The sequence below is a fragment of the Serratia sp. TMDUHS_CL genome, assembly GCF_037137105.1.
Classification (GTDB): domain Bacteria; phylum Pseudomonadota; class Gammaproteobacteria; order Enterobacterales; family Enterobacteriaceae; genus Serratia; species Serratia nevei.
This window is the reverse complement of record NZ_JBBBDV010000014.1, coordinates 101,503-127,860: the sequence shown is the minus strand read 5'-3', so window position 1 is coordinate 127,860 and position 26,358 is coordinate 101,503. Positions and strand designations below refer to the sequence as shown.

25 protein-coding genes are annotated in these 26,358 nt (G+C 57.9%); 17 read left to right on the top strand and 8 right to left on the bottom strand.

Annotated features, from left to right (window positions below; genetic code table 11):
• Positions 1-122 precede the first annotated feature (122 nt).
• Both WCL58_RS21825 and mdtD read left to right on the top strand, forming a co-directional pair.
• Positions 123-812: a FadR/GntR family transcriptional regulator gene (locus WCL58_RS21825; RefSeq protein ID WP_033636503.1), complete on the top strand. Its 690-nt coding sequence runs from the start codon at positions 123-125 to the stop codon at positions 810-812.
• A gap of 67 nt (positions 813-879) precedes the next feature.
• The gene (gene mdtD, locus WCL58_RS21820; RefSeq protein ID WP_336851594.1) at positions 880-2,295 is read left to right on the top strand and encodes a multidrug transporter subunit MdtD; all 1,416 of its coding nucleotides are present in this window, start codon (positions 880-882) and stop codon (positions 2,293-2,295) included.
• On the opposite strand, the gene rbsR is transcribed toward mdtD, so the two are convergent.
• The 7 genes from rbsR to kup form a co-directional block, all read right to left on the bottom strand.
• The gene (gene rbsR / locus WCL58_RS21815; protein ID WP_016929629.1) at positions 2,292-3,293 is read right to left on the bottom strand and encodes a ribose operon transcriptional repressor RbsR; all 1,002 of its coding nucleotides are present in this window, start codon (positions 3,291-3,293) and stop codon (positions 2,292-2,294) included. The genes mdtD and rbsR overlap by 4 nt on opposite strands.
• A 4-nt stretch (positions 3,294-3,297) precedes the next feature.
• The gene (gene rbsK / locus WCL58_RS21810) at positions 3,298-4,224 is read right to left on the bottom strand and encodes a ribokinase (protein WP_060424389.1); all 927 of its coding nucleotides are present in this window, start codon (positions 4,222-4,224) and stop codon (positions 3,298-3,300) included.
• A gap of 61 nt (positions 4,225-4,285) precedes the next feature.
• Positions 4,286-5,173 (bottom strand): ribose ABC transporter substrate-binding protein RbsB, encoded by an 888-nt coding sequence (gene rbsB, locus WCL58_RS21805; RefSeq protein WP_197658609.1) that lies wholly within the window; start codon positions 5,171-5,173, stop codon positions 4,286-4,288.
• A 24-nt stretch (positions 5,174-5,197) separates the two neighbouring features.
• The gene (gene rbsC / locus WCL58_RS21800; RefSeq protein WP_019455467.1) at positions 5,198-6,166 is read right to left on the bottom strand and encodes a ribose ABC transporter permease; all 969 of its coding nucleotides are present in this window, start codon (positions 6,164-6,166) and stop codon (positions 5,198-5,200) included.
• A 6-nt stretch (positions 6,167-6,172) separates the two neighbouring features.
• Positions 6,173-7,678: a ribose ABC transporter ATP-binding protein RbsA gene (gene rbsA, locus WCL58_RS21795; protein ID WP_038876049.1), complete on the bottom strand. Its 1,506-nt coding sequence runs from the start codon at positions 7,676-7,678 to the stop codon at positions 6,173-6,175.
• 7 nt (positions 7,679-7,685) lie between these two features.
• A complete protein-coding gene (rbsD, locus tag WCL58_RS21790; RefSeq protein ID WP_060441271.1) occupies positions 7,686-8,105 on the bottom strand; it encodes a D-ribose pyranase in 420 nt (139 codons plus the stop codon).
• A 171-nt stretch (positions 8,106-8,276) separates the two neighbouring features.
• The gene (kup, locus tag WCL58_RS21785; protein WP_049200553.1) at positions 8,277-10,145 is read right to left on the bottom strand and encodes a low affinity potassium transporter Kup; all 1,869 of its coding nucleotides are present in this window, start codon (positions 10,143-10,145) and stop codon (positions 8,277-8,279) included.
• 283 nt (positions 10,146-10,428) lie between these two features.
• Here kup and ravA point away from each other — a divergent pair, with 283 nt between their 5' ends.
• Entirely contained in the window at positions 10,429-11,937 is a 1,509-nt protein-coding gene (gene ravA / locus WCL58_RS21780; protein ID WP_087762477.1) for an ATPase RavA, read from the top strand.
• Between the two features lie 2 nt (positions 11,938-11,939).
• Positions 11,940-13,403, top strand: a complete 1,464-nt coding sequence (gene viaA, locus WCL58_RS21775; protein ID WP_049200559.1) for an ATPase RavA stimulator ViaA — start codon at positions 11,940-11,942, stop codon at positions 13,401-13,403.
• Between the two features lie 6 nt (positions 13,404-13,409).
• Here viaA and asnA read toward each other — a convergent pair whose 3' ends face one another.
• Positions 13,410-14,402, bottom strand: a complete 993-nt coding sequence (asnA, locus tag WCL58_RS21770) for an aspartate--ammonia ligase (protein ID WP_041037361.1) — start codon at positions 14,400-14,402, stop codon at positions 13,410-13,412.
• Between the two features lie 155 nt (positions 14,403-14,557).
• On the opposite strand from asnA, the gene asnC reads away from it, so the two are divergent.
• The 13 genes from asnC to WCL58_RS21705 all read left to right on the top strand — a co-directional run bounded on the left by asnC (position 14,558) and on the right by WCL58_RS21705 (position 26,111).
• Complete coding sequence (gene asnC / locus WCL58_RS21765; RefSeq protein WP_004933786.1) at positions 14,558-15,019, top strand: transcriptional regulator AsnC; 462 nt, start codon at positions 14,558-14,560, stop codon at positions 15,017-15,019.
• 100 nt (positions 15,020-15,119) lie between these two features.
• Positions 15,120-15,560 (top strand): FMN-binding protein MioC, encoded by a 441-nt coding sequence (mioC, locus tag WCL58_RS21760; RefSeq protein ID WP_025304736.1) that lies wholly within the window; start codon positions 15,120-15,122, stop codon positions 15,558-15,560.
• A gap of 380 nt (positions 15,561-15,940) precedes the next feature.
• The gene (gene mnmG, locus WCL58_RS21755) at positions 15,941-17,830 is read left to right on the top strand and encodes a tRNA uridine-5-carboxymethylaminomethyl(34) synthesis enzyme MnmG (protein WP_060434926.1); all 1,890 of its coding nucleotides are present in this window, start codon (positions 15,941-15,943) and stop codon (positions 17,828-17,830) included.
• Between the two features lie 138 nt (positions 17,831-17,968).
• A complete protein-coding gene (gene rsmG / locus WCL58_RS21750) occupies positions 17,969-18,589 on the top strand; it encodes a 16S rRNA (guanine(527)-N(7))-methyltransferase RsmG (protein ID WP_336851593.1) in 621 nt (206 codons plus the stop codon).
• 639 nt (positions 18,590-19,228) lie between these two features.
• Positions 19,229-19,612 (top strand): F0F1 ATP synthase subunit I, encoded by a 384-nt coding sequence (gene atpI, locus WCL58_RS21745; RefSeq protein WP_004933796.1) that lies wholly within the window; start codon positions 19,229-19,231, stop codon positions 19,610-19,612.
• A gap of 22 nt (positions 19,613-19,634) precedes the next feature.
• Positions 19,635-20,414, top strand: a complete 780-nt coding sequence (gene atpB, locus WCL58_RS21740) for a F0F1 ATP synthase subunit A (RefSeq protein ID WP_025160299.1) — start codon at positions 19,635-19,637, stop codon at positions 20,412-20,414.
• A 49-nt stretch (positions 20,415-20,463) separates the two neighbouring features.
• The gene (gene atpE / locus WCL58_RS21735; RefSeq protein ID WP_004093904.1) at positions 20,464-20,703 is read left to right on the top strand and encodes a F0F1 ATP synthase subunit C; all 240 of its coding nucleotides are present in this window, start codon (positions 20,464-20,466) and stop codon (positions 20,701-20,703) included.
• Between the two features lie 57 nt (positions 20,704-20,760).
• Positions 20,761-21,231 (top strand): F0F1 ATP synthase subunit B, encoded by a 471-nt coding sequence (gene atpF / locus WCL58_RS21730; RefSeq protein ID WP_004933804.1) that lies wholly within the window; start codon positions 20,761-20,763, stop codon positions 21,229-21,231.
• 14 nt (positions 21,232-21,245) lie between these two features.
• Positions 21,246-21,779: a F0F1 ATP synthase subunit delta gene (atpH, locus tag WCL58_RS21725; RefSeq protein WP_033649565.1), complete on the top strand. Its 534-nt coding sequence runs from the start codon at positions 21,246-21,248 to the stop codon at positions 21,777-21,779.
• A gap of 12 nt (positions 21,780-21,791) precedes the next feature.
• Positions 21,792-23,333 carry a F0F1 ATP synthase subunit alpha gene (atpA, locus tag WCL58_RS21720; RefSeq protein WP_004933808.1) on the top strand — a complete coding sequence of 514 codons (1,542 nt, stop codon included), beginning with the start codon at positions 21,792-21,794 and terminating at the stop codon, positions 23,331-23,333.
• Between the two features lie 59 nt (positions 23,334-23,392).
• A complete protein-coding gene (gene atpG / locus WCL58_RS21715; RefSeq protein ID WP_004933811.1) occupies positions 23,393-24,256 on the top strand; it encodes a F0F1 ATP synthase subunit gamma in 864 nt (287 codons plus the stop codon).
• A gap of 32 nt (positions 24,257-24,288) precedes the next feature.
• A complete protein-coding gene (atpD, locus tag WCL58_RS21710) occupies positions 24,289-25,671 on the top strand; it encodes a F0F1 ATP synthase subunit beta (RefSeq protein WP_004933813.1) in 1,383 nt (460 codons plus the stop codon).
• Positions 25,672-25,691: 20 nt separating this feature from the next.
• A complete protein-coding gene (locus WCL58_RS21705) occupies positions 25,692-26,111 on the top strand; it encodes a F0F1 ATP synthase subunit epsilon (protein ID WP_004933814.1) in 420 nt (139 codons plus the stop codon).
• The last annotated feature ends 247 nt before the right edge of the window (positions 26,112-26,358 follow it).

Here is a 26,358-nt window from a genome sequence, read left to right as displayed (position 1 = left end):
GTTTTTTCAACAAAAGGGCGAAAAAGCGACGAATTTATGTCACTTTTTCCGGCAAACAGCCATAAAAGCTGGCGATCACTGGAGTAAAATAGAAATAACGATGTCAGTAAGGACCCGCAGCCATGCCGCTAAATGCACAACAACAGGCCGCCCAACGCAATCTTTCTTATCTGCTTGCAGAGAAACTCGGCCAACAAATTCTGGCGGGCGATTATCAGGCCGGCAGCATCCTGCCCGGTGAAATGGAACTGGGCGAGCAATTCGGCGTCAGCCGCACCGCAGTACGCGAAGCGGTAAAGATGTTAGCCGCCAAAGGCATGTTGTTGCCGCGCCCACGTATCGGCACCCGCGTGATGCCGCAAAGCCAATGGAATTTTCTCGACCAGGATTTACTGACCTGGTGGATGACGCGGGAAAACTTCGATCAGGTGATGCAACACTTCCTTATCCTGCGCACTTCGCTGGAGCCGCAGGCCTGCGCGTTGGCGGCAAACCACGCCAGCCCGCAGCAAACCAAGCTGCTGGCGGAGCTGATGGCGGAAATGCGCGCGCTGCATACCCAGTTTGATCGCGAGCGTTGGATCCAGGTCGATACCCAATTCCACCAGCTCATCTACGAGGCCAGCGGCAACCCGTTCCTGACCTCGTTCGCCAACCTGTTCAGTTCGGTGTACCAAAGCTACTTCCGCGCCATCACCGGCAATGAAGTGATCAAGCTGCGCCATCATCAGGCTATCGTCGATGCGATACTCGCCGGAGACAGCGCCGGCGCGCTCGTCGCCTGCCAGGTGCTGCTGAAAGAGAAAGACTAGACACGCTCCCCGCTTATATATAGAAGAAAGAGACGAGGGACAGACGACCATTTAACCAGGACCGACCATGACCCAATCCGCGCGCAGTATGGCAGGACTACCGTGGATCGCCGCAATGGCGTTCTTTATGCAGGCGCTGGACGCCACCATCCTTAACACCGCGCTGCCGGCGATCGCCCAAAGCCTGGGGCGTTCACCGCTGGCGATGCAATCAGCCGTCATCAGCTACACGCTGACGGTGGCGATGCTGATCCCGGTCAGCGGCTGGCTGGCGGACCGCTTCGGCACCCGCCGCGTGTTCATCTTCGCCGTGACGTTATTCACCCTCGGCTCGCTGCTGTGCGCCCTGTCCCCTACGTTAAGCGTGCTGGTCGCCTCTCGCGTGCTGCAAGGCATCGGCGGCGCGATGATGATGCCGGTTGCACGGTTGGCGCTGCTGCGCGCCTACCCGCGCAGCGAACTGCTGCCGGTGCTGAACTTCGTCACCATGCCCGGCCTGGTCGGGCCGATTCTCGGGCCGCTGCTGGGCGGCTGGCTGGTCACCTACGCCACCTGGCACTGGATTTTCCTGATCAATATCCCTATCGGCCTGCTCGGCATCTTCTATGCGCGCAAGTACATGCCGGACTTCACCACGCCCAAGCGCCGCTTCGATTTCCTTGGCTTTATGCTGTTCGGCCTGAGCCTGGTGCTGATCTCTACCGGGCTGGAGCTGTTTGGCGAGCGGGTGCTGGCGAGCTACGTTTCGCTGGGCATTCTGCTCAGCGGCTTCGTGATGCTGTTCGGCTATATCGCGCACGCACGCCGCCATCCTCAGCCGCTGATCGGTCTCGACCTGTTCAAAACCCGCACCTTCTCGGTCGGTATCGCCGGCAACGTCGCCTCCAGGCTGGGAACCGGCTGCGTGCCGTTTTTAATGCCGCTCATGCTGCAGGTGGGATTCGGTTATACGGCGATCGTCGCCGGCTGCATGATGGCGCCGACCGCCATCGGTTCGCTGATGGCGAAATCCACCGTCACTCAGGTGCTGCGCTGGTTCGGCTACCGTAAAACGCTGGTCGGCATCACCGTTATCATCGGGGTGCTGATCGCCCAGTTCGCCCTGCAAAGCCCGGGCATGCCGCTGTGGCTGATGATCCTGCCGCTGTTCGTGCTGGGCATGGCGATGTCCACCCAGTTCACCGCCATGAACACCATCAGCCTGGCGGATTTGAACGACGCCAACGCCAGCGCCGGCAACAGCGTCCTGGCGGTCACCCAGCAGCTGTCCATCAGCTTCGGCGTGGCAATCAGCGCGGCGGTGCTGCGTTTTTACGAATCCCTGTCGTTAGGCACCATGATCGACCACTTCCATTACACCTTTGTCACCATGGGGATCGTCACCGTGGCGTCGGCGCTGGTGTTTATGTTGCTGAGAAGGAAGGATGGCCGCAATTTGATCAGCGGCCAGGAAAGCAAGAAAGAAGCGAAGGCGGCCAGTTAACGGCGGCCCACCGAGGCGCGTTCCACCAGCTCGGGCGTCAGCACCAGCACCTGGGGCGCGCGCTCCGGGTTTTGCAGGCGATTGATCAGCGCATCGATCGCCAGTTCGCCCAACGAATCCTTCGGCTGATGAATGGTGCTCAGCGGCGGCGCCAGATAACGCGCCAACTCAATGTCATCGTAGCCCATCACCGCCATATCCTGCGGCACGGAAAGCCCGGCCTGATATAGCGCCTGATAAACGCCCACCGCCACCGCGTCGTTACCGGCGAACACCGCATGCGGCGGCTCGTCCAGCGCCAGCAGTTGGCGCATGGCGTTCACGCCGCCCTCAAACTCAAAGTCGCAATGCACTTCATATCCTGGCGGAACCGGCAATCCGGCGCGCCGCATCGCGTTGCGATAGCCTTCCAGTCGGTGACGGGCGGTGGTTTTATCCTGCGGGCCGGCGATGCAGGCGATCTTGCGGTAACCGCAGGCGATCAGATGATCGGTCGCCATCTCGCCGCCCAGCAGCGAGTTATCCTGAATAATGTCGTTGGCGCCCTCGAACGGCGCCCAGTCCATCATGACGATCGGCAGTGACGGGTAGCGGCTCAGGGCATCTTGCGATGGCCGGTGGTTTTCGGTGCACATCAGCAGCAAACCGTCGACGCGCTTTTGCAGCAGCGTCTCCATACTGCGGTTCATGCGCGCGGCGTCTTCTTCGGTGTTGCACAGGATCAGGCTGTAGCCGCGTTCATAGCAGCTGCGCTCCACGCCACGCACCACTTCGGCATAAAACGGGTTGTTACTGGCGGTCACCAGCATGCCGATGGTGCGCGTCTGATTGAGCTTCAGGCTGCGCGCCAGCGCGGAAGGCGCATAGTTCAGCTGTTCCACGGCCGCCATGACCTTGTCGCGCACGCTGTCGCTGACAAAGCGATTGTTGTTGACCACATGCGAAACGGTAGAGGTTGAAACGCCCGCCAGGCGGGCGACATCTTTCATGGTGGCCAAAGGATCACCCCTGCTGCTGCAAGAAGGCGTCGATCTCTTCACGCCACGGCACCGAAGGCTGCGCGCCAGGGCGGGTCACGGCGATCGCCGCCGCCGCATGGGCGAAACGCACCGCATCGGCCATGACCTTGCCTTCCAACAGGGCAGTGACCAGCGCACCGTTAAAGGTATCGCCGGCGGCGATGGTATCCACCGCTTGCACCTTGAAGCCGGGCACCAGTTTGCCGTTGCCGTTTTCGCTCAGCCACACGCCGCGGCTGCCAAGGGTGATGATCACCGTCGCGATGCCCTTGTCGTGCAGCGCCTGCGCCGCGCGCGCCGCATCGGCGTCGTTGTCCACGGCGATGCCGGTCAGGCGCTGGGCTTCGGTTTCATTCGGAGTGATCATATCGATCATGCCCAGCAGCTCGTCCGGCAGCTCACGCGCCGGGGCCGGGTTGAGGATCACTTGCGTGTGATGCTGCTTCGCCAGGCGGGCGGCGGCGATCACCGTATCCAGCGGCGACTCCAACTGCATCAGCAAAGCGTCGGCATCGATCACTTTTTGTTGGTAGCGCGCCAGGTAATCCGGCGTCACCGCGGCGTTGGCGCCGGCATCGATGCCGATCACGTTCTCGCCTTCGGCGTTGACGAAGATCAGCGCCACGCCGGTGGTGCTGTCGGCGATGGCTTCAATCGGTTGGGTATCAATGCGATCGCTCGCCAGCTGCCGGCGGACACGTTCGCCGATGTCGTCAGCGCCCACGCAGGCGATAAAGGCGATCTCCGCCCCGCTGCGCCCGGCCGCCACCGCCTGATTCGCGCCCTTGCCGCCAAACGCCACCTTATACTGTTTCCCGATCACCGTTTCGCCCGGGTGGGGGAACTGTTCAATATTGAGGATATGGTCGGCATTGATGCTGCCAAGAACCACCAGCTTACCTGTTTCCATCGCATTGATTCCTGAATTGCGCGCCATCGTAAACGCCCCGTTCCGATGGCGCTGGTATGACTTACTGAGTGACCAGTTTCAAATCGACCGGAATGGTCGCCGGCACTTTTTCGCCTTTCAGCACTTTATCGGCGGTTTCCACACCGATCACGCCGATCTGATCGGGACGCTGCGCCACGGTCGCCGCCAGCTTGCCGCTTTCGACCGCTTTCACGCCGTCGGCGGTGCCGTCGAAGCCTACCACGATCACGTCGGTTTTTCCGGCGGTTTGCAGCGCGCGCAGCGCACCCAGCGCCATTTCATCGTTCTGAGCGAACACCGCCTGCACATCCGGGTGCGCAGTCAGCAGGTTCTGCATCACGTTCAACCCCTTGGTGCGATCAAAGTCGGCCGGCTGGCTGGCCAACAGTTTGAATTTATTCTGATCCAGCGACTGTTTGAAGCCTTCACCGCGTTCACGCGCGGCGGAAGTGCCGGCGATGCCTTCCAGCTGAATCACCTTGGCATCGGCACCCACTTTCTTGGCGATGAAGTCGCCGGCCATTTTGCCGCCCACGCGGTTATCCGAAGCGATGTGGCTCACTACGTCACCCTTGCTCGCCACGCGGTCCAGCGTAATGACCGGGATCTTAGCCTGGTTGGCCATCTTGATGGCGTTGCCTACCGCGTCGGAGTCGGTCGGGTTGATCAGCAGCAGCTTGGGCGCGCGCACCATCAGATCCTGCACGTTGGCCAGCTCTTTCGCCGGGTTGTTCTGGGAATCCAGCACCACCAGGTTGTAGCCCAGCTTGTTGGCCTCTTGCTGTGCACCGTCCTTCATCGAGACGAAGAACGGGTTGTTGAGGGTGGACACCACCAGCGCGATGGTGTCTTTGGCCATGGCATTGGCGCTCAGGGTGGCGCTCAGCGCGATGGCGGAAGCTAAGGTTGCCAGTTTTTTCATTTTCATCATCGTGATTCCTGTAGGGGGAGGTTACTTGTTGCTTTTGTTATCTACCAGAACCGCCAGCAGTATCACCACTGCCTTCACGATCATTTGGTAGTAGGAAGAAACACCCAGTAAATTCAGGCCGTTGTTCAGGAAGCCGAGGATCAGCGCCCCGATCAGCGTGCCGACGATGCGGCCCTTGCCGCCGGCCAGGCTGGTGCCGCCCAGCACCACGGCGGCGATGGCGTCCAGCTCATAGCCGGTGCCGGCGGTCGGCTGCGCCGACGACAGGCGCGCCACTTCGATCACCCCGGCCAGCGCCGCCAGCAGGCCGCACAGCGAGTAGACGATAATCTTCACTTTATCGACGCTGATGCCGGAGAGGCGGGTCGCCGCTTCGTTGCCGCCCAGGGCATAAATATAGCGGCCCAGGCGCGTATGATGCAGCATATACCAGGCGGCGATGAACACGATCGCCATGATCCAGATCGGCGTAGGCACGCCCAGCGGGCGGCCGATGCCGAACCAGCCGAAGGTGTCGGCCACGTCGGTGAAACCGGTGTTGACCGGGCTGCCATTGGTGTACACCATGGTGACGCCGCGCAGCAGCAGCATCATCACCAGCGTGGCGATAAAGGCCTGCACTTTGCCTTTGGCGACGATCACCCCGGTGCAGGCGCCAACCGCGGCGCCCAGCGCCAGTGCCGCCGCCACCGCCACCAGCGCGTTGACCTCAAAGCCGACGATCGACGCCGCCACCGCGCCGGTCAGCGCCAGCAGCGATCCTACCGACAGATCGATGCCGGAGGTGAGGATCACCAGCGTCATCCCCACCGCCATGATGGCGTTCACCGAGGTCTGCTGCAGAATATTGAACAGGTTGTTCAGGGTGAAGAAGTTCGGGCTCATGGAAGAGACCACGGCGATCAGCACCAGCAGCGCAATCAACGACTTCTGCTCTAACAGCCACTCTTTACTGAACCAGCGCTTAGCTGCGATAGTCTGGGAACTCATATCTGATTACTCCTGCTTTACGCCGTATTGCTTGCCGACGGCTGCCGCCATCAACGCTTCCTGGGTGGCCTGTTCAATCGGGAACTCGCCGCTGAGATGCCCTTCGTGCATCACCAGAATGCGATCGCTCATGCCCATCACCTCCGGCATTTCCGAAGACACCAGAATGATGCTCAGCCCTTCCTGCTTGAACTGGTTGATTAACTGATAGATCTCTTTTTTGGCGCCAACGTCGACGCCGCGCGTCGGCTCATCGAGGATCAGTACCTTCGGCCGGGTCATCAGGCCGCGGGCGATCGCCACTTTTTGCTGATTGCCGCCGGAAAGCAGACCGATCGGCTGCTCCATCGACGGCGTTTTGATATTGAACAGCCGGATGAAATCCCCCACCGCCTGCCGCTCGTCGGCCTGTTTCAGGCTGCCGTCGGCGCGGCTGAAATAGCGCAGCGCGGTCAGCGACATGTTTTCCTTCACCGACATGCCCAGCACCAGGCCGTCGCGTTTGCGGTCTTCCGAGATATAGACGATGCCGTTCGCCAACCCGTCCTGCGGCGAATGGGTGACCACGTCGCGGCCGTCCAGGCTGACGGTGCCGGCCTTGCGCGGGGCGGCGCCGTACAGGATTTTCATCAATTCGGTGCGCCCGGCGCCCATCAGCCCGGCCACGCCGAGGATCTCGCCGCGGTACAGCGTAAAGCTGACGTCTTCAACGCCGGGGCCGGAAAGGTGGCTGACGTCCAGCCGTTTTTCCCCGCGCGGCAAATCCAGGCGCGGGTACTGCTCTTCCAGCTTGCGGCCGACCATCATCTCAATCAGCGAATCTTCCTGCAGCTCGCTCACCGGCCGCTCGGCGATAAACTGCCCGTCGCGGAATACGGTCACGTCGTCGCAGATTTCAAAAATCTCTTTCAGGCGGTGCGAGATATACACGATGCCGCGCCCTTCGGCCTTCAGCTCGTTGATCACCTTGAACAGCGAGGCAGTTTCGGTGTCGGTCAGCGCATCGGTCGGTTCATCCATGATGATCACTTTCGATTCGAAGCTCAGCACCTTGGCGATCTCCACCATCTGCTGATCGCCGATCGACAGTTCGCCCACCAGTCGGTGGCTGCTGTAGCGCAGATTGAGACGCGCCAACAAGCGATCGGCCTCGGCGTACATGCGCTTCCAGTCAATGCGGCCGAAACGGTTGACGAACTCGCGGCCGAGGAAGATGTTTTCCGCAATCGTCAGCTGCGGGATCAGGTTCAGCTCCTGATGGATAATGCCGATGCCCGCTTCCTGCGAATCCTTAGGCCCGTTGAACGCCACCTCTTTACCGAGAAAATACTGGCTGCCGGCGTCTTTCTGGTAGATGCCGGTCAGCACTTTCATCATGGTGGACTTCCCGGCGCCGTTTTCTCCCACCAGCGCCATCACCTTGCCGGGATAGACGCTGAGGGCAGCGCCGGAAAGCGCCTTCACGCCGGGAAAGGCTTTATCAATCCCTTTCAGTTGCAGTAAAGGTTGCATACGCGCCTCAGAAAGTTACGCCGGCGCACAGGATCACGTTCGCATAAGGCGAACACTCCCCGCTGCGGATCACCGCCCGGCTGTGCCCGGTTTGCGCTTTAAACGCCTGATGGCTGATATAGCGCACGCTGATGGTATTGCCCTGGCGTTGACCCAATGCGGTCAGTTCAGCCAACAGTGCCTCGTGGAGCGACGGATTCTGTTTCACGATCTCTTCCGCCAGGATGGCGCTTTCTACCTGCATCTCTTGCGTGACCGCCGCGAACACCTGCATGAAGGTCGGCACGCCCTGCGTCAGCGCCAGATCGATGCGCTGCGTTTCCGTCGGTATCGGCAGGCCCGCATCGCACAGGGTGAGCTGGTCGGTATGCCCCAGCCGGGCAATCACGGCAGACACGTCGGAATTCAGTAATACGCCTTTTTTCATCTTCTCACTCCGCCAGCGAAACGTTTCGCTCTCTGGGGGAGTTTAAAAAAACGGCAGGGGAAGGCAACCGGGACAATGCAGAAGTGTGATCGCTATCGAAACGTTTCGTTCACGCACGGACAAAGCACAAACAAAAGGGGCTCAGCCATGCTGAGCCCCTTATCAGGCGGGTTAAATCTCGACCTGCGTGCCGAGCTCGATCACCCGGTTCGGCGGGATCTCAAACTGATCCGGCGCGCGCAGCGCGTTGCGGCTCAGGGCGACGAACAGTTTACCGCGCAAATAGAGGTACCACGGCCGCTTGGTGAGGATCAGCGATTCATGGGACATGAAGAACGAGGTCTCCGACATGCGGCACGGCAACCCTTCCAACCCGCAGCGGTGGAACACCTCCTCGACGTTCGGCGTTTCGCGCCAGCCGTAGCTGGCGACCACCCGCCAGAAGGTTGGCGACAGCTGTTCGATGGTCACCCGGCGCACGTTGTGCACGTAAGGCGCATCCTCGGTGCGCAGCGTCAGCAGCACCACGCGCTCATGCAGCACCTTGTTGTGCTTCAGGTTGTGCAGCAGCGCAAAAGGAATGACGTTGGTGGCGCGCGACATGAACACCGCGGTACCCGGCACCCGCACCGGCGGCGATTTCTCCAGCGAGGCAATCATCGCCTCCAGCGAGTTGCCGTGTTCATGCAGGCGGCGCAGCAGGCGGAAACGCTCGCTCTTCCAGGTGGTCATAATGAGGAACATCACCAGCGCCAAGGTCAGCGGCAACCAGCCGCCGGAGAACAGCTTCAGGGCGTTGGCGGAGAACATCGGCACGTCGATGATCAGCAAGATGGTCACGATGCCGATCGCCAGGAAGCGATTCCAGTGCCAGTTGTTGATCGCCACCGAGGTGACCAGAATGCTGGTCAGCACCATGGTGCCGGTGACGGCGATGCCGTACGCCGCCGCCAGATTGCTGGAGTGTTCGAAGCCGATGATCACCAGCACCACCGAGATGTACAGCGTCCAGTTGATCACCGGAATATAGATCTGGCCGGATTCCATTTCCGAGGTGTGAATGATACGCATCGGCGACAGATAGCCCAGACGCACCGCCTGGCGAGTCAGCGAGAAGACGCCGGAAATCACCGCCTGCGAGGCGATAACCGTTGCCAGGGTCGCCAGAATCAGCAGCGGGATCAGCGCCCAGTCGGGTGCCAGCAGGAAGAACGGGTTTTTGATCGCCTCCGGGTTTTTCAGCAGCAGCGCGCCCTGGCCGAAGTAGTTGAGCACCAGCGATGGCAACACCACGGTGAACCAGGCCAGGCGAATCGGGAACTTGCCGAAGTGCCCCATATCGGCATACAGCGCCTCGACGCCGGTGATCGACAGCACCACCGCCCCCAGCGCGAAGAACGATACCTTCTTATATTCCATGAAGAAGTTGAGCGCCCATTTGGGGTTCAGCGCCTGCAGCACTTCCGGGTTCGAAATGATGCTGCGCGCGCCCAGCACCGCCAACACGATGAACCACAGCAGCATCACCGGAGCGAACAGCTTGCCAACGCTGCCGGTGCCGTGCTTTTGAATGGCGAACAGCAGCGTCAGTACCAGAATGGAGAGCGGCACGATATAGGCGTCAAGCGCAGGCGCGGCGATTTCCAGCCCCTCGATCGCCGACATCACCGAGATAGCCGGGGTGATCACCACCTCGCCATAGAAGAAGCTGCCGCCGATCAGGCCCAGTATCACCAGCACGGCGGTAGTGCGCGCCGAGGTGTTGCGCCCGGCCAGCGACATCAGCGTCAGGATACCGCCCTCGCCGGCGTTGTCCGCGCGCATCACGTAGGTGAGATATTTGAGGGAAACGATCACGATCAGCATCCAGAAAATCAGCGACAGGAAGCCGAAAACCACGTCTGGACGAACATCGAAGCCGTAATGGCCGGAGAAACACTCTCTCAGCGTATAGAGAGGGCTGGTGCCGATATCACCGTAGACCACGCCGATGGCCGCCAGGGTTACCGCCGATAAGGACTGCTTATGCTCTGCGCTCATAATTCGTTTCTTTATCAGAACATCCGTTAGCGATGCATCCGCATCAGGCAAAATACGGGCTCAAAGATCCGTCACGCCCACCAGAAAGCCGCACAGTATGCACCATTTATACGCCTTGCCTACCCTTATATCAGAGCCGAAAAATAAACAAAATGTGAACCGGATATCCGACACAGCTTAGAAAAATATTACTAATCAATAAGCTATACCACTAAAAATAATGGTGGTTTATCATCGGATTATCGACCAAGATTGGCTAACTCTCGGACAATGCGACAATTATATGACGCCATCATCCCTTCTGGCAGAACGAATTTCCCGCCTCAGCAGCGCGCTGGAGAGCGGTCTTTATGAGCGGCAAGAAGCGATCCGCCTGTGCCTGCTCGCGGCGCTGAGCGGCGAAAGCGTATTCCTGCTCGGCCCGCCCGGCATCGCCAAGAGCCTGATCGCGCGCCGGCTGAAGTTTGCCTTCCGCAACGCCCGTTCCTTTGAATACCTGATGACGCGATTTTCCACGCCGGAAGAGGTCTTCGGCCCGCTCTCTATTCAGGCGCTGAAAGATGAAGGGCGCTATCAGCGCCTGACAACCGGCTACCTGCCGGAAGCGGAGATCGTGTTTCTGGACGAAATCTGGAAGGCCGGCCCGGCGATCCTCAACACCCTGCTGACGGCGATCAACGAACGGCGCTTTCGCAACGGCAACAGCGAAGAACCGATCCCGCTGCGCCTGCTGGTCACCGCCTCCAACGAACTGCCCGAAGCAGACAACAGCCTCGAAGCCCTGTATGACCGCATGCTGATCCGCCTGTGGCTGGACAAGGTGCAGGATAAACAGAATTTCCGCTCGCTGCTGGTCAACCGCCAGAACGAGAGCCAAAACCCGGTGCCGGCGGCGCTGAGCGTCAGCGACGAAGAGTTTCTGCAGTGGCAACCGCAGATCGACAAGGTGGCGCTGCCGGAAGCCTGCTTTGAACTGATTTTCCAGCTGCGCCAGCGGCTGGACGCGTTGGAACAGGCGCCGTACGTCTCCGACCGACGCTGGAAAAAGGCCCTGCGCCTGCTGCAGGCCTGCGCCTTCTTCAGCGGGCGCGACGCCATCGCCCCGCTCGACCTGATGCTGCTGAAAGACTGCCTGTGGCACGATCTCACCTCGCTGAAGCTGCTGCAACAGCAGATCGATCAGCTGCTGACCGAATCGGCCTATCAGCAGCAGTCGATGTTGATCCAACTGCAACAAATCCACACCCGCTGGCTGCAGGATCAGCAACAACAAAGCGACCGGCAGGCCATCAGCCTGGTGAAAAAGGGCGGCATGTTCAGCCGCAAACCGCAATACGCGCCGGCCACGCCGTTCGCCGGCGGCACTCTCACTCTGCTGCTGCAAAAACCGCTGCAGCTGCATGACATTCAGGTCAACCATCTGAGCATCGAGAGCAGCGTGCTGGATAACTGGCTGCAAAAAGGCGGCGACGTGCGCGCCAAGCTGAACGGTATCGGCTTCGCGCAGCCGATCGATTTGGAGGTCGACGACCAACTGCACCTGACGGTGCTGGACGTCAGCCGCCAGCCTTCGCTGCTGGCGCTGCCGGGCAAACAGGCCACCGCCACGCCGCAGGCGCTGCTGGATGAAATGGACGCGTTGGCCCAGCGCCTGGCGGAGCAGCGCCGCGCCTTCAGCCAGCATCAGCCCTGTCTGTTCACCCCCGCCGCCGGCCTGGCCAAGATCGAAGCCAGTCTGCTGCAGGTGGCAGAGCAGGTTAAACAGCAACTGCAGCAAATGCGCGGCCAGTAACCATGCTCAGTCTGGAGACGCTCGATCTGCTGCTGGCGATCACCGAAGGCGAGATGATCGAGGAGATGATCGTCGGCATGCTGGCGGCGCCGCAGCTGTCGGTGTTCTTTAAAAAGTTTCCGGCCATTCGCCGGGCGCTGGATCGCGATCTGCCACGCTGGAAACTGCAGCTCAAGGAGCGTCTGCAGGAGGCCATGGTGCCGCCGGCGCTGGCGCAGGAATTTTACCGCTACCAACAGTGCCAACTGGAGAATAACACCCAGTTCTATCACAACCTCAACGACACGATGGAGCTGCTGCGCCAGCTGGTCTCGCCGTTTTATGAACAGGCGCGCGCGCTGGTGGACGCCGCCGATCTGCCCAATCATCCGCTGGACGACAGCTTCCAAACCCTATTCTTGCAGCGCTGGCGCATCAGCCTGACGCTGCAGGCCACCATGCTGCACCACCAGCTGCTGGAACAAGAGCGCGAGCAGCTGATGGCGGAACTGCAGGAGCGCCTGGCGCTGAGCGGCGCGCTGGAGCCGCTGCTGTCGGAGAACGACACCGCCGCCGGCAGGCTGTGGGACATGAGCAAAGGCCAGCTGCAGCGCGGTGATTACCAACGGCTGGTGGAGTACGGCAACTTTTTGCAGCAGCAGCCAGAGCTGAAAAAGTTGGCGCAGCAGCTGGGCCGCAGCTATCAGGCCAAGGCAGTGCAGCAACAGGACGCGCAGCCCGAACCGTTCAGGGTCATGGTACAGGTGCCGGCCACGCTGCCGGAAGAAGTGAGCGGCATTCATCAAAGCGATGACATCCTGCGCCTGCTGCCGCCGGAGCTGGCGACGCTGGGGATTGAAGAGCTGGAGTTCGAGTTTTATCGCCGCCTGTTGGAAAAGCGGCTGCTGAGCTACCGCCTGCAGGGCGACGTTTGGCAGGAACAGATCCTGATCCGCCAGGTCACCCACCAGCAGCAGGATCAACAGCCGCGCGGGCCGTTTATCGTCTGCGTGGACACCTCAGGATCGATGGGCGGCTTCAACGAACAGTGCGCCAAGGCGTTCTGCCTGGCGCTGCTGCGCATTGCGCTGGCGGACAACCGCCGCTGCTACATCATGCTGTTCGCCAACCAGATCGTGCATTACGAACTCACCGCCGCCAGCGGCATCGAACAGGCGGTGCGCTTTCTCGGCCAGCAGTTTCGCGGCGGCACCGATCTGGCGGCCTGCCTGAACGCCACCGTCACCAAAATGGCGGAAAGCGGCTGGTTCGACGCCGATGCGGTGATCATTTCCGATTTTATCGCCCAGCGATTGCCGGAGGAGGTAATAAAGAAGGTAAAACAGCAGCAGCAAAGCCACCAGCAGCGTTTCCATGCGGTGGCGATGTCCGCCTACGGCAAACCCGGCATCATGCGCATCTTCGATCATATCTGGCGCTTTGATACCGGGCTGAAAAGCCGTTTGATGCGCCGCTGGCGGCGCTAGGCAGGATCAGAGCAGGCCTTCGACCGCCCCGCGCACTTCCGGCGACCACACGCCGCACTGCACCTGGCCGATATGCGACAGTTGCAACAGCAGCATCACCAAACGCGACTGGCCGATACCGCCGCCGATGGTCTGTGGCATATCGCCGCGCAACAACGACTGGTGCCACTCCAGCTTCATGCGCTCTTCGTCACCGGTCAGCGCCAGCTGATGTTTCAGCGCGGCGGCGTCGACGCGGATGCCCATAGAGGACAGCTCGAAAGCGTCCTGCAGCACCGGGTTCCACACCACGATGTCGCCGTTCAGGCCCGCCAGGCCATCCGCCGCCGGCGTGGTCCAGTCATCATAATCCGGCGCCCGCACATCGTGCGATTTGCCGTGCGACAGCTTGCCGCCGATGCCGATCAGGAATACCGCGCCCAGCTCTTTGGCGATCGCCCGCTCGCGCCCTTTGGCGTCCAGATCCGGGTAGCGCTGCAGCAGGGTTTCGCTGTGCACAAAGTGGATCTGTTCCGGCAGGAACGGAGTCAGACCATGCTCGCGGCTGACTTCCGCCTCCGTCGCCTTGATGGCGGCGTAAATGCTGCGCACGGTGCTTTTCAGGTAGTCCAGGCTGCGCTCACCATCGCCCATTACCCGCTCCCAATCCCACTGATCGACGTACACCGAGTGGATAGGCGTCAGGCGATCTTCATCCGGGCGCAGCGCCTTCATATGGGTGTACAGGCCTTCGCCGGCGCCGAAATCGTAGCTACCCAGGGTTTTGCGTTTCCATTTCGCCAGTGAATGCACCACTTCGAAGGTGGCGTCCGGCAGGGTTTTGACCTTAACCTGCACCGCTTTCTCGCTGCCGGAGAGGTTATCCTGCGTGCCATCGCCCAAACGGCTGAGGATCGGGGCCTGCACTTCGATCAGACCGAGCTGTTGCTCCAGCTGGCGGGAGAAGAAGGATTTGACCTGGCTGATTTGTTGTTGTTTTTGGATAAACTGTTTTTTCATTGCCGTATCTCTTGTAAACCTGTCTCTGTTGCCATCGATTAAGCAACAAAATGATACGCCAATTCAATATCCACTAATCAATATTGCCTTTTCACTTTTAATCGTTCATTTTTACCCGGACAGAATTCAACAATCGTTAATTAATGGGGGATTAAATGGCGGAAATTTATCAGATCGATAATCTCGATCGCGGCATCCTCAACGCTCTGATGGACAATGCGCGCACACCGTACGCCGAACTGGCGAAAAACTTCGCCGTCAGCCCCGGCACCATTCATGTGCGGGTAGAGAAGATGAAACAGGCCGGGATCATCACCGGCGCGCGCATCGACGTCAGCCCCAAACAGCTGGGCTACGACGTGTGCTGCTTTATCGGCATCATATTAAAGAGCGCCAAAGACTATCCTTCGGCGCTGAAGAAGCTGGAAAGCCTGGAAGAAGTGGTGGAAGCCTATTACACCACCGGCCACTACAGCGTCTTTATCAAGGTGATGTGTCGATCGATCGACGCGCTGCAACAGGTACTTATCAACAAGATCCAGACCATCGACGAGATCCAGTCTACCGAAACGCTGATCTCGCTGCAGAACCCCATTATGCGTACCATCGTGCCGTAACCCGCCAAATTGCATACCCACATTATCCACAGGTAGATCCCAGCCGATTCACAGCGTACAATGCAGCCACTTTGAGTGAGAAGGTTGGGATCGTTGGTTCATGGCAGACATTACTCTGATCAGTGGCAGTACGCTTGGCAGCGCCGAATACGTGGCTGAACATTTGGCTGAAAAGCTGGAAGACGCGGGTTTCTCTACCGAGATGCTGCACGGCCCTGAACTGGATGAGCTGCCGTTGACCGGTCGCTGGCTGGTGGTCTCTTCCACGCACGGCGCCGGCGAACTGCCGGATAACCTTCAGCCGTTGCTGGAGCAGATCGCCGAACAACAGCCGGATCTTTCCGAGGTGCAGTTCGGCGCCGTCGGTTTGGGCAGTTCGGAATACGACACCTTCTGCGGCGCGATCAAACAGATCGACGATCTGTTGATCGCCAGAGGCGCTAAAAGGATCGGCGATCGTCTCGAGATCGACGTGACCGAGCATGAAATTCCCGAGGATCCGGCCGAGGAATGGGTAAAAACCTGGATTAATTTACTCTAATTCGTCTAAAGATCGCGCGAACGATTGTGGATAACTATGCTTAAAAGCAGGGTAAAAGCCGTAGTTATCCCAATAACAACCGTTGTTCGCTTTTTGTCCTGTGCATAACAAGCCTTTTAGATCCCAGCTTATCTGCGTCGGGATCACCGATCATTCACAGCAAACGATCCTCCTTAATCTGCTGATCTTCATCGTGAATAGTCACTTATCCACAGAGGATCGCGATCCTAATAAGAGATCTAATAAAGAGATCTTTAAATAAAAAAGATCTTCTTTTAATTACCGACGATCCTGACCACTTGGTCGATCGTCTAAACTTGAGTAGAATCCCCCACCCCAGGGCAAATACGATCGTTCGCAATACGGCGAGGTGCAGTTCCATGTTTTATCCAGATCAATTTGACGTCATCATCATCGGTGGTGGCCATGCAGGTACCGAGGCCGCCATGGCCGCGGCGCGCATGGGACGTCAGACTTTATTATTGACACACAATATCGATACGCTGGGACAGATGTCCTGCAACCCGGCGATTGGCGGTATTGGTAAAGGGCATCTGGTTAAGGAAATTGATGCACTCGGCGGCCTGATGGCGACAGCGATCGACCATGCCGGCATCCAGTTTAGGATACTAAACGCCAGCAAAGGCCCTGCCGTTCGCGCCACTCGCGCCCAGGCGGATCGCGTACTGTATCGCCAGGCGATCCGTACCGCGTTGGAGAACCAGCCCAACCTGATGATCTTCCAACAACCCGTTGAGGATCTGATCGTCGAAAACGATCGCGTCGTGGGCGCCGTCACCCAAATGGGTCTGAAATTCCGCGCCAAGGCGGTGGTATTGACCGTAGGCACCTTCCTGGACGGCAAGATCCATATCGGTCTGGAAAATTACAGCGGTGGCCGCGCCGGGGATCCTCCTTCGATCTCGCTGTCACAGCGTTTGCGTGAACTGCCGCTGCGCGTTAACCGCTTGAAAACCGGTACGCCGCCGCGCATCGACGCCCGCACTATCGATTTCAGCGTACTGGCGCCGCAACACGGCGATACGCCGGTACCGGTATTCTCGTTCCTGGGCGATGCCAGCCAGCATCCGGAACAAATGGCGTGCTACATCACCCACACCAATGAAAAAACCCATGACGTGATCCGCAATAACCTCGATCGCAGCCCAATGTATGCCGGGATCATCGAAGGGATCGGCCCACGTTATTGCCCGTCGATCGAAGACAAGGTCATGCGTTTTGCCGATCGCAACGCGCACCAGATCTTCCTCGAGCCGGAAGGCCTGACCAGCAACGAGATTTACCCTAACGGGATTTCCACCAGCCTGCCGTTCGACGTGCAAATGCAGATCGTCCGTTCGATGGAAGGGATGCAGAACGCGCGTATTATTCGCCCTGGTTATGCCATCGAGTACGATTTCTTCGATCCGCGCGATCTGAAGCCTACTTTGGAAAGCAAATTCATTCAGGGGCTGTTCTTCGCCGGTCAGATCAACGGCACCACCGGGTATGAAGAAGCCGCTGCGCAGGGCCTGCTGGCCGGTTTGAACGCCGGGCGCTTCGCCGACGAACAAGAAGGCTGGGCGCCACGTCGCGATCAGGCTTACCTGGGCGTGCTGGTGGACGATCTCAGCACCCTCGGCACCAAAGAGCCGTACCGCATGTTTACCTCACGCGCCGAGTATCGTCTGATGCTGCGCGAAGACAACGCCGATCTCCGCCTGACAGAAAAAGGCCGCGAGCTGGGTCTGGTGGACGACGTGCGTTGGGCACGTTACAGCGAGAAGCTGGAGCGAATCGAACGCGAACGCCAGCGCCTGCGCGACATCTGGATGCACCCGCACGCCGAGAACGTCGAACAGGTCAATGCGCTGCTGAAAGCACCGCTGTCGCGTGAAGCGAACGGCGAAGAGCTGCTGCGCCGCCCGGAGATGGATTACGCGCAGTTGACCGGCACCGACGCCTTCGCGCCACCGCTGGACGACGTGCAAGCCGCTGAACAGGTCGAGATCCAGGTCAAATACGAAGGCTACATCGCTCGTCAGCAGGAAGAGATCGAAAAACAGCAGCGCAACGAGAATACCTTGCTGCCGTTGGATCTCGACTACCGTCAGGTTTCGGGACTGTCGAACGAGGTGATCGCCAAGTTGAACGATCACAAACCGAACTCCATCGGCCAGGCTTCGCGCATCTCCGGCATTACGCCGGCGGCGATCTCGATTTTGCTGATCTGGCTGAAAAAGCAGGGACTGCTGCGCCGCAGCGCATAAATCTCGCATCCAGGCGGCCGTTTGTTCATCCCGTAGCCAAACGGCCGCTGACATCACTTGCGCCCTGAATTATCATAGTCGCCTCATTGCGCCAGCTAACCATCCGCTGGTCGTTCAGCGCCTGCCAGAGGATCCGTTGTGCAAAAAAAATTAGACTCGCTGCTTGCGGAGGCAGGCATTGAGCTGCCCGATCAGCAAAAACAACAGCTGCTGGGTTATGTTGGCATGCTGGATAAGTGGAACAAGGCTTATAACCTCACGTCGGTGCGCGACCCGCAGCAAATGCTGGTGCGCCACATCCTCGACAGCATCGTGGTCAATCCGCATCTGCAGGGCTCGCGTTTCATCGATGTCGGCACCGGCCCCGGCTTGCCGGGCATTCCGCTGGCGATCGTGCGCCCGGACGCGCATTTCACGCTGCTCGACAGCCTGGGCAAGCGCGTGCGCTTCCTGCGCCAGGTGCAGCATGAGCTGGGCCTGAACAATATCGAGCCGGTGCAGAGCCGCGTCGAAGCGTTTCCGGCCGAGCCACCGTTCGATGGCGTGATCAGCCGCGCGTTCGCTTCGCTGCAGGATATGCTGTCCTGGTGCCATCATCTGCCGGCGAAAGGGCAGGGGCGTTTTTACGCGTTGAAGGGCGTGCGCCCGGATGAAGAGCTGACGCAGCTGCCGGCTGGCGTTAGCCTGGAGTCCATCGTGCGGTTGCAGGTGCCTGAACTGGAAGGCGAACGCCATCTGGTGATTCTTAAGGCAAACTGAGTTTGCTTTTGATCAAACAAGCGTGAATTAAAGGCAGTACCAGGCAGAAAGATAAGCAGGCTAATTAGTTGGCCGCTTTTTTTAGTTAATTTACTTCCTATTAACACAAAAAACGCGGCTAATTAGCGACAATAGAGTAATTGCATTTGGAAATAGTCACGTTAGCAATCATGTGCGAAAGATTGGCGTTTGCTGCTAATGTTAATTGGCTGTTGGAATATTGCCCCGCTGCTTGTCAATAAAAGGTTTTCATCGGGTATACGGATTGTTTTTGAACAGTTAACTGATAATGTTTTGATTTATATAATCTTTTGATCGCTCAAATTGCTAAAGACGGTTTGGTTGACCATCGGCTATAAATCAGGAAGGGACATTACTGTGATCGGCTTCGCGTTTCTAAACGCAACGCTGGAATAATCAGACAATTAAATGCGCCCTATTATTCCGACCGTTTTCTTGTGAAAATAGGCTGGAATAGGGAAATTTAAATAATTGTTCACCTTTTCGCTACTTATCGATTGAATTCGTTGGTATGCCCCGTATAATTTGCTCGTTTTTTGCTGCTTGACTCAGGACAGCAAAAACAGTTGTATACGTCACTCAGCATACCCCCTCTGGGGTACGGAGAGAACAAACGTCATGTCTGTGTCCCTTTACAGCGGGAAAGTCGCACGCAAACTGCTGTTTTTGCAGTTAATGACTTTTGTTCTGATCAGCGTTGCTTTCTGGCTGAAAAGCCCGGAATGGAGCGCTTCGGCGCTGGCAGGCGGTCTCGCCGCCTGGTTGCCGAGTGCAATGTTTATGCTGTTTGCCTTGCGCCATCAGGCGCAAACGCCGGCGCCCGGTAGGGTTGCCTGGTCGTTCGCCATCGGCGAGGGGCTAAAGGTCGTGATCACCATCGTTTTGCTGATCGTGGCGCTGGGGGTGTTCAAGGCGGAGTTTATACCGCTTGGCCTGACCTATTTAGCGGTGTTAGTGGTGCAGATAGTGGCACCGGCCGTGATTAACAGTTACCGAACTTAACTAAATAAGGGTAAGAGGCATCATGTCTGCAGGAGAAGTCTTGACTCCACAGGAGTATATCGGTCACCACCTGACGCAGCTTCAGGTCGGGACTGGGTTTTGGTCGATTAACCTCGACTCGATGTTTTTCTCCGTCGTCCTCGGGGCGCTCTTCCTGGTGATCTTCCGCAAAGTGGCCAAAAACGCCACCAGCGGCGTGCCGGGTAAACTGCAAACCGCCGTGGAGCTGGTGGTCGGTTTCGTCGACAGCAGCGTGCGCGATATGTACCACGGCAAGAGCAAGGTCATTGCGCCGTTGGCACTGACCGTGTTCGTCTGGGTGTTCCTGATGAACCTGATGGACCTCATCCCGGTTGACTTCCTGCCTTATCTCGGCACCCACGTTCTCGGTCTGCCTGCGCTGCGCGTCGTGCCTACCGCCGACGTGAACGTCACGCTGTCGATGGCGCTGGGCGTGTTTATCCTGATTCTGTTCTATAGCATCAAAATGAAAGGCGTTGGCGGGTTCGTTAAAGAGTTGACCATGCAGCCGTTCAACCACCCTGTATTCATTCCTATCAACCTGATTCTTGAAGGTGTCAGCCTGCTGTCCAAACCTGTTTCACTGGGTCTGCGACTGTTCGGCAACATGTATGCGGGTGAGTTGATCTTCATCCTGATTGCCGGCCTGTTGCCGTGGTGGTCACAGTGGGTCCTGAGCTTGCCTTGGGCTATCTTCCACATCCTGATCATTACGCTTCAAGCCTTTATTTTCATGGTTCTGACGATCGTCTATCTGTCGATGGCGTCTGAAGAGCACTGATTTTCTTAAAACACTTGCACTTTTAAACTGAAACAAACTGGAGACTGTCATGGAAAACCTGAGTATGGATCTGCTGTACATGGCTGCCGCTGTGATGATGGGTTTAGCGGCAATCGGTGCTGCGATCGGTATCGGCATCCTGGGTGGTAAATTCTTGGAAGGCGCTGCTCGTCAGCCTGACCTGATTCCTCTGCTGCGTACACAGTTCTTTATCGTTATGGGTCTGGTCGACGCCATCCCGATGATCGCTGTAGGTCTGGGTCTGTACGTGATGTTCGCCGTCGCGTAAGTAGAGTAACTCTCTACGACGTAACCAAACTATTAACTTTTAAAGAGGCATTGTGCTGTGAATCTTAACGCAACAATCCTCGGCCAGGCCATCGCGTTCGTTCTGTTTGTCTGGTTCTGCATGAAGTACGTATGGCCGCCGATCATGGCTGCCATCGAGAAACGTCAGAAAGAAATCGCTGACGGCCTCGCTTCTGCAGAGCGTGCCAAAAAAGATCTGGACTTAGCGCAAGCCAATGCGACCGACCAGCTGAAAACTGCTAAAGCAGAAGCTCAGGTGATCATCGAGCAAGCGAACAAACGCAAAGCTCAGATCATGGATGAAGCGAAAGCCGAAGCCGAGCAGGAACGTAACAAAATCGTGGCGCAGGCTCAGGCTGAGATCGAAGCCGAACGTAAGCGCGCTCGTGAAGAGTTGCGTAAGCAAGTCGCGATGCTGGCAATTGCCGGCGCCGAGAAGATCATCGAACGTTCCGTGGATGAAGCTGCTAACAGCGACATCGTTGATAAACTGGTCGCTGAACTGTAAGGAGGGAGGGGCTGATGTCTGAATTTGTAACTGTAGCTCGCCCCTACGCCAAAGCAGCTTTTGACTTTGCCGTTGAGCACCAAAGCGTAGAGCGCTGGCAGGAAATGCTGGCGTTTGCGGCTGAAGTCACTCGCAATGAACAGATTTCTGAACTGCTGTCTGGCGCGGTCGCGCCAGAAACGCTGTCCAAGACGTTCATCGCGGTTTGTGGCGATCGGCTCGACGAACATGGCCAGAACTTTATCCGTGTAATGGCCGAAAATGGACGTTTACTGGTTCTTCCTGCCGTGCTGCAGCAGTTCATCGAACTGCGCGCCTCGCTGGAATCCACCGTCGAAGTCGAAGTGCTCTCTGCGAGCGCGCTGAGCGACGAACAGCAGGCGAAAATCGCCGCTGCGATGGAAAAACGTCTGTCACGCAAAGTTAAGCTGAATTGCAAAATTGACAAGTCTGTACTGGCCGGCATCGTTGTTCGCGCCGGCGATATGGTGATTGATGGCAGCGTTCGCGGTCGTCTTGAACGCCTGACAGACGTCTTGCAGTCTTAAGGGGACTGGAGCATGCAACTGAATTCCACCGAAATCAGCGAACTGATCAAGCAGCGCATTGCTCAGTTCAATGTAGTGAGCGAAGCTCACAATGAAGGTACTATCGTTTCCGTCAGCGACGGGATCATCCGCGTACACGGCCTGGCTGAAGTTATGCAGGGCGAAATGATCGCGCTGCCTGGCAACCGTTACGCAATCGCATTGAACCTGGAGCGCGACTCCGTAGGTGCCGTGGTTATGGGTCCGTACGCGGATCTGGCCGAAGGCATGAAGGTTAAATGCACCGGCCGTATCCTGGAAGTTCCAGTCGGTCGTGGTCTGCTGGGCCGCGTAGTTAACACCCTGGGCGCACCAATCGACGGCAAAGGCCCGATTGAGAACGACGGCTTCTCTCCGGTAGAAGCTATCGCGCCAGGCGTTATCGAGCGTCAGTCCGTTGATCAGCCGGTTCAGACTGGCTACAAATCCGTTGACGCCATGATTCCAATCGGCCGTGGCCAGCGTGAGCTGGTGATCGGTGACCGTCAGACCGGTAAAACCGCGCTGGCGATCGATGCGATCATCAACCAACGCGACTCCGGCATCAAATGCGTTTACGTGGCTATCGGCCAGAAAGCGTCCACCATCGCTAACGTGGTGCGCAAACTGGAAGAGCACGGCGCACTGGCCAACACCATCGTGGTGGTGGCGACCGCTTCCGAATCCGCTGCACTGCAATACCTGGCGCCATACGCCGGTTGCGCAATGGGCGAATACTTCCGTGACCGCGGTGAAGATGCGCTGATCGTGTACGATGACCTGTCCAAACAGGCCGTTGCTTACCGCCAGATTTCCCTGCTGCTTCGTCGTCCGCCAGGTCGTGAAGCTTACCCAGGCGACGTATTCTACCTGCACTCCCGCTTGCTGGAGCGTGCAGCGCGCGTTAACGCCGAATACGTTGAAGCCTTCACCAAAGGTGAAGTTAAAGGCCAAACCGGTTCACTGACCGCTCTGCCGATCATTGAAACCCAGGCGGGTGACGTTTCCGCGTTCGTTCCGACCAACGTAATCTCGATTACCGATGGTCAGATCTTCCTGGAATCCAACCTGTTCAACTCCGGTATTCGTCCGGCAGTTAACCCGGGTATCTCCGTATCCCGTGTTGGTGGCGCCGCGCAGACCAAGATCATGAAAAAACTGTCCGGTGGTATCCGTACCGCGCTGGCGCAGTATCGTGAATTGGCTGCGTTCTCCCAGTTCGCCTCCGATCTGGACGACGCGACCCGCAAACAGCTGAGCCACGGTCAAAAAGTGACCGAGCTGCTGAAACAGAAACAGTATGCGCCGATGTCGGTTGCACAACAGTCTCTGGTGCTGTTTGCCGCAGAACGCGGTTACCTGAACGACGTCGAAGTCGCCAAAGTGGTGAGCTTCGAAGCCGCGCTGGTCGCCTATGCGGACCGCGAGCACGCCGAACTGCTGAACCACATCAACCAAACTGGCAACTTCAATGATGAGATCGAGGGCAAGTTGAAAGACATCCTCGAGACCTTCAAGAAAACCCAGTCCTGGTAACGCCGAACGGTCCTGCTGTTGAAAGACAGCAGGCCGTCTGGCACTGAGGAGAAGCAGAGATGGCCGGCGCAAAAGAGATACGTAGTAAGATCGCTAGCGTGCAAAACACGCAAAAGATCACTAAAGCGATGGAAATGGTCGCCGCCTCCAAAATGCGTAAATCGCAGGATCGCATGGCGGCCAGCCGTCCTTATGCAGAGACCATGCGCAAAGTGATTGGTCACCTTGCGTTAGGGAATCTGGAGTACAAGCACCCGTACCTGGATGAGCGTGACGTTAAGCGCGTCGGGTATCTGGTGGTGTCTACTGACCGTGGTCTCTGCGGCGGCTTGAACATCAACCTGTTCAAAAAGCTGCTGGCGGAGATGAAAGCCTGGTCCGAAAAAGGCGTCGAAACCGATTTGGCGCTGATTGGCTCTAAAGCGGCCTCTTTCTTTGGTTCCGTGGGCGGCAACGTGGTTGCCCAGGTGACCGGCATGGGGGACAAACCTTCCCTGTCGGATCTGATCGGGCCGGTGAAAGTGATGCTGCAGGCCTACGACGAAGGTCGTTTGGACAAGCTGTACATTGTCAGCAACAAATTTGTTAATACGATGTCCCAAGAGCCACAGGTGCTTCAGCTGCTGCCGTTACCGCCAGCCGATGACGAAGAGCTGAAGAAAACGCCTTGGGATTACCTGTATGAACCCGATCCAAAAGTGCTGCTTGATACCTTGCTGCGCCGCTATGTGGAGTCGCAGGTTTATCAGGGCGTCGTGGAAAACCTGGCCAGCGAGCAGGCCGCACGAATGGTCGCGATGAAAGCCGCAACCGATAACGGCGGTAGCCTGATCAAAGAGCTGCAGTTGGTATACAACAAGGCGCGTCAGGCCAGCATCACTCAGGAACTCACCGAGATCGTTTCGGGAGCCTCCGCGGTTTAAGCTAGGTTTACGAATTACGTAGAGGATTCAAGATGGCTACTGGAAAGATTATCCAGGTAATCGGCGCCGTGGTGGACGTCGAGTTCCCTCAGGATGCCGTACCAAAAGTGTACGATGCCCTTGAGGTAGAAAACGGCACCGAAAAACTGGTGTTGGAAGTTCAGCAACAGCTGGGCGGTGGCGTGGTTCGCTGTATCGCAATGGGGACCTCCGACGGTCTGCGTCGCGGTCTGAAAGTGAACAACCTGGACCACCCGATTGAAGTGCCGGTGGGTAAAGCTACCCTGGGCCGTATCATGAACGTATTGGGTCAACCGATCGACATGAAAGGCGACATCGGCGAAGAAGAGCGTTGGGCGATTCACCGCGCGGCGCCAAGCTACGAAGAGCTGTCCAGCTCCCAGGAACTGCTGGAAACCGGTATCAAGGTAATGGACCTGATTTGTCCATTCGCCAAGGGCGGTAAAGTCGGTCTGTTCGGCGGTGCGGGCGTGGGTAAAACCGTAAACATGATGGAGCTGATCCGTAACATCGCGATCGAGCACTCCGGTTATTCCGTATTTGCGGGCGTGGGCGAGCGTACTCGTGAGGGTAACGACTTCTACCACGAAATGACCGACTCCAACGTTCTGGACAAAGTATCCCTGGTTTACGGCCAGATGAACGAGCCACCAGGTAACCGTCTGCGCGTTGCGCTGACCGGTCTGACCATGGCGGAGAAATTCCGTGACGAAGGCCGTGACGTTCTGCTGTTCGTTGACAACATCTACCGTTACACCCTGGCCGGTACCGAAGTGTCCGCACTTTTGGGCCGTATGCCATCCGCGGTAGGTTATCAGCCAACGCTGGCGGAAGAGATGGGCGTTCTGCAAGAACGTATCACCTCGACCAAGACCGGTTCCATCACTTCCGTACAGGCCGTTTACGTTCCTGCGGATGACTTGACTGACCCGTCACCAGCCACCACCTTTGCGCACTTGGACGCAACCGTGGTACTGAGCCGTAACATCGCTTCTCTGGGTATCTACCCGGCCGTTGACCCGCTGGATTCCACCAGCCGTCAGCTGGATCCGCTGGTTGTTGGCCAGGAGCACTACGACGTAGCGCGTGGCGTGCAGTCCATTCTGCAACGCTACCAGGAACTGAAAGATATCATCGCGATCCTGGGTATGGACGAGCTGTCTGAAGAAGACAAACTGGTCGTATCTCGTGCGCGTAAGATCCAACGCTTCCTGTCTCAGCCGTTCTTCGTGGCAGAAGTCTTCACCGGTTCTCCGGGCAAGTTCGTATCGCTGAAAGACACCATCCGTGGTTTCAAAGGCATTATGGACGGCGACTATGACCACCTGCCGGAGCAGGCGTTCTACATGGTTGGCACCATTGAAGAAGCAGTGGAAAAAGCCAAGAAACTGTAACGCCTTGAGAGGAGGGTGATATGGCTATGACTTACCATCTGGATGTAGTCAGCGCGGAAAAACAGATGTTTTCCGGCCTGGTGCAGAAGATCCAGGTGACAGGCAGCGAAGGTGAACTGGGGATCTTCCCTGGCCATGCGCCGCTGCTGACTGCCATCAAGCCTGGCATGGTGCGTATTGTTAAGCAGCACGGTGAAGAAGAATTCATCTACCTGTCCGGCGGCATCCTAGAGGTGCAGCCGAGCGTGGTTACCGTGCTGGCGGACACTGCTATCCGTGGTACTGACCTCGACGAAGCGAGAGCGTTGGAAGCTAAGCGTAAAGCTGAAGAACACATTCGCAGCTCTCATGGCGATGTCGACTATGCTCAGGCATCCGCTGAACTGGCGAAAGCGATCGCAAAACTGCGCGTTATCGAGCTCACCAGAAAAGCGATGTAATGTTTGGGTGCCTGGCACCCAACTTTAAGAAAGCGGCCTATAGGGTCGCTTTTTTTTTACTTTAAAATAAGCATTTCAGCCCGGCGGACAGTGTGGTGTATAACCCCTGATATCGGGAAATAAACGTCGCCGATCGCCGACAGTTTTTTCGTCCCGACGCCGAATTGGCCGCGATGGCGGCAGGCCAAGGCCCACGTGGTCTGCGCCGGGTTCGTGCAGAGAAATATGTAGTAATATCGTCGCTAAA

What these genes read in the sequence shown, in the direction of transcription:
- rbsD (WP_060441271.1), bottom strand. Translation starts at nt 8,105, where the DNA reads ATGAAAAAAGGCGTATTACTGAATTCCGACGTGTCTGCCGTGATTGCC.
- WCL58_RS21825 (WP_033636503.1), top strand. Translation starts at nt 123, where the DNA reads ATGCCGCTAAATGCACAACAACAGGCCGCCCAACGCAATCTTTCTTAT.
- ravA (WP_087762477.1), top strand. Translation starts at nt 10,429, where the DNA reads ATGACGCCATCATCCCTTCTGGCAGAACGAATTTCCCGCCTCAGCAGC.
- WCL58_RS21705 (WP_004933814.1), top strand. Translation starts at nt 25,692, where the DNA reads ATGGCTATGACTTACCATCTGGATGTAGTCAGCGCGGAAAAACAGATG.
- mnmG (WP_060434926.1), top strand. Translation starts at nt 15,941, where the DNA reads ATGTTTTATCCAGATCAATTTGACGTCATCATCATCGGTGGTGGCCAT.
- rbsK (WP_060424389.1), bottom strand. Translation starts at nt 4,224, where the DNA reads ATGGAAACAGGTAAGCTGGTGGTTCTTGGCAGCATCAATGCCGACCAT.
- asnC (WP_004933786.1), top strand. Translation starts at nt 14,558, where the DNA reads ATGGCGGAAATTTATCAGATCGATAATCTCGATCGCGGCATCCTCAAC.
- rbsA (WP_038876049.1), bottom strand. Translation starts at nt 7,678, where the DNA reads ATGCAACCTTTACTGCAACTGAAAGGGATTGATAAAGCCTTTCCCGGC.
- mdtD (WP_336851594.1), top strand. Translation starts at nt 880, where the DNA reads ATGACCCAATCCGCGCGCAGTATGGCAGGACTACCGTGGATCGCCGCA.
- kup (WP_049200553.1), bottom strand. Translation starts at nt 10,145, where the DNA reads ATGAGCGCAGAGCATAAGCAGTCCTTATCGGCGGTAACCCTGGCGGCC.
- atpA (WP_004933808.1), top strand. Translation starts at nt 21,792, where the DNA reads ATGCAACTGAATTCCACCGAAATCAGCGAACTGATCAAGCAGCGCATT.
- atpE (WP_004093904.1), top strand. Translation starts at nt 20,464, where the DNA reads ATGGAAAACCTGAGTATGGATCTGCTGTACATGGCTGCCGCTGTGATG.
- viaA (WP_049200559.1), top strand. Translation starts at nt 11,940, where the DNA reads ATGCTCAGTCTGGAGACGCTCGATCTGCTGCTGGCGATCACCGAAGGC.
- atpH (WP_033649565.1), top strand. Translation starts at nt 21,246, where the DNA reads ATGTCTGAATTTGTAACTGTAGCTCGCCCCTACGCCAAAGCAGCTTTT.
- rbsB (WP_197658609.1), bottom strand. Translation starts at nt 5,173, where the DNA reads ATGAAAATGAAAAAACTGGCAACCTTAGCTTCCGCCATCGCGCTGAGC.
- atpD (WP_004933813.1), top strand. Translation starts at nt 24,289, where the DNA reads ATGGCTACTGGAAAGATTATCCAGGTAATCGGCGCCGTGGTGGACGTC.
- asnA (WP_041037361.1), bottom strand. Translation starts at nt 14,402, where the DNA reads ATGAAAAAACAGTTTATCCAAAAACAACAACAAATCAGCCAGGTCAAA.
- atpG (WP_004933811.1), top strand. Translation starts at nt 23,393, where the DNA reads ATGGCCGGCGCAAAAGAGATACGTAGTAAGATCGCTAGCGTGCAAAAC.
- mioC (WP_025304736.1), top strand. Translation starts at nt 15,120, where the DNA reads ATGGCAGACATTACTCTGATCAGTGGCAGTACGCTTGGCAGCGCCGAA.
- atpB (WP_025160299.1), top strand. Translation starts at nt 19,635, where the DNA reads ATGTCTGCAGGAGAAGTCTTGACTCCACAGGAGTATATCGGTCACCAC.
- rbsC (WP_019455467.1), bottom strand. Translation starts at nt 6,166, where the DNA reads ATGAGTTCCCAGACTATCGCAGCTAAGCGCTGGTTCAGTAAAGAGTGG.
- atpI (WP_004933796.1), top strand. Translation starts at nt 19,229, where the DNA reads ATGTCTGTGTCCCTTTACAGCGGGAAAGTCGCACGCAAACTGCTGTTT.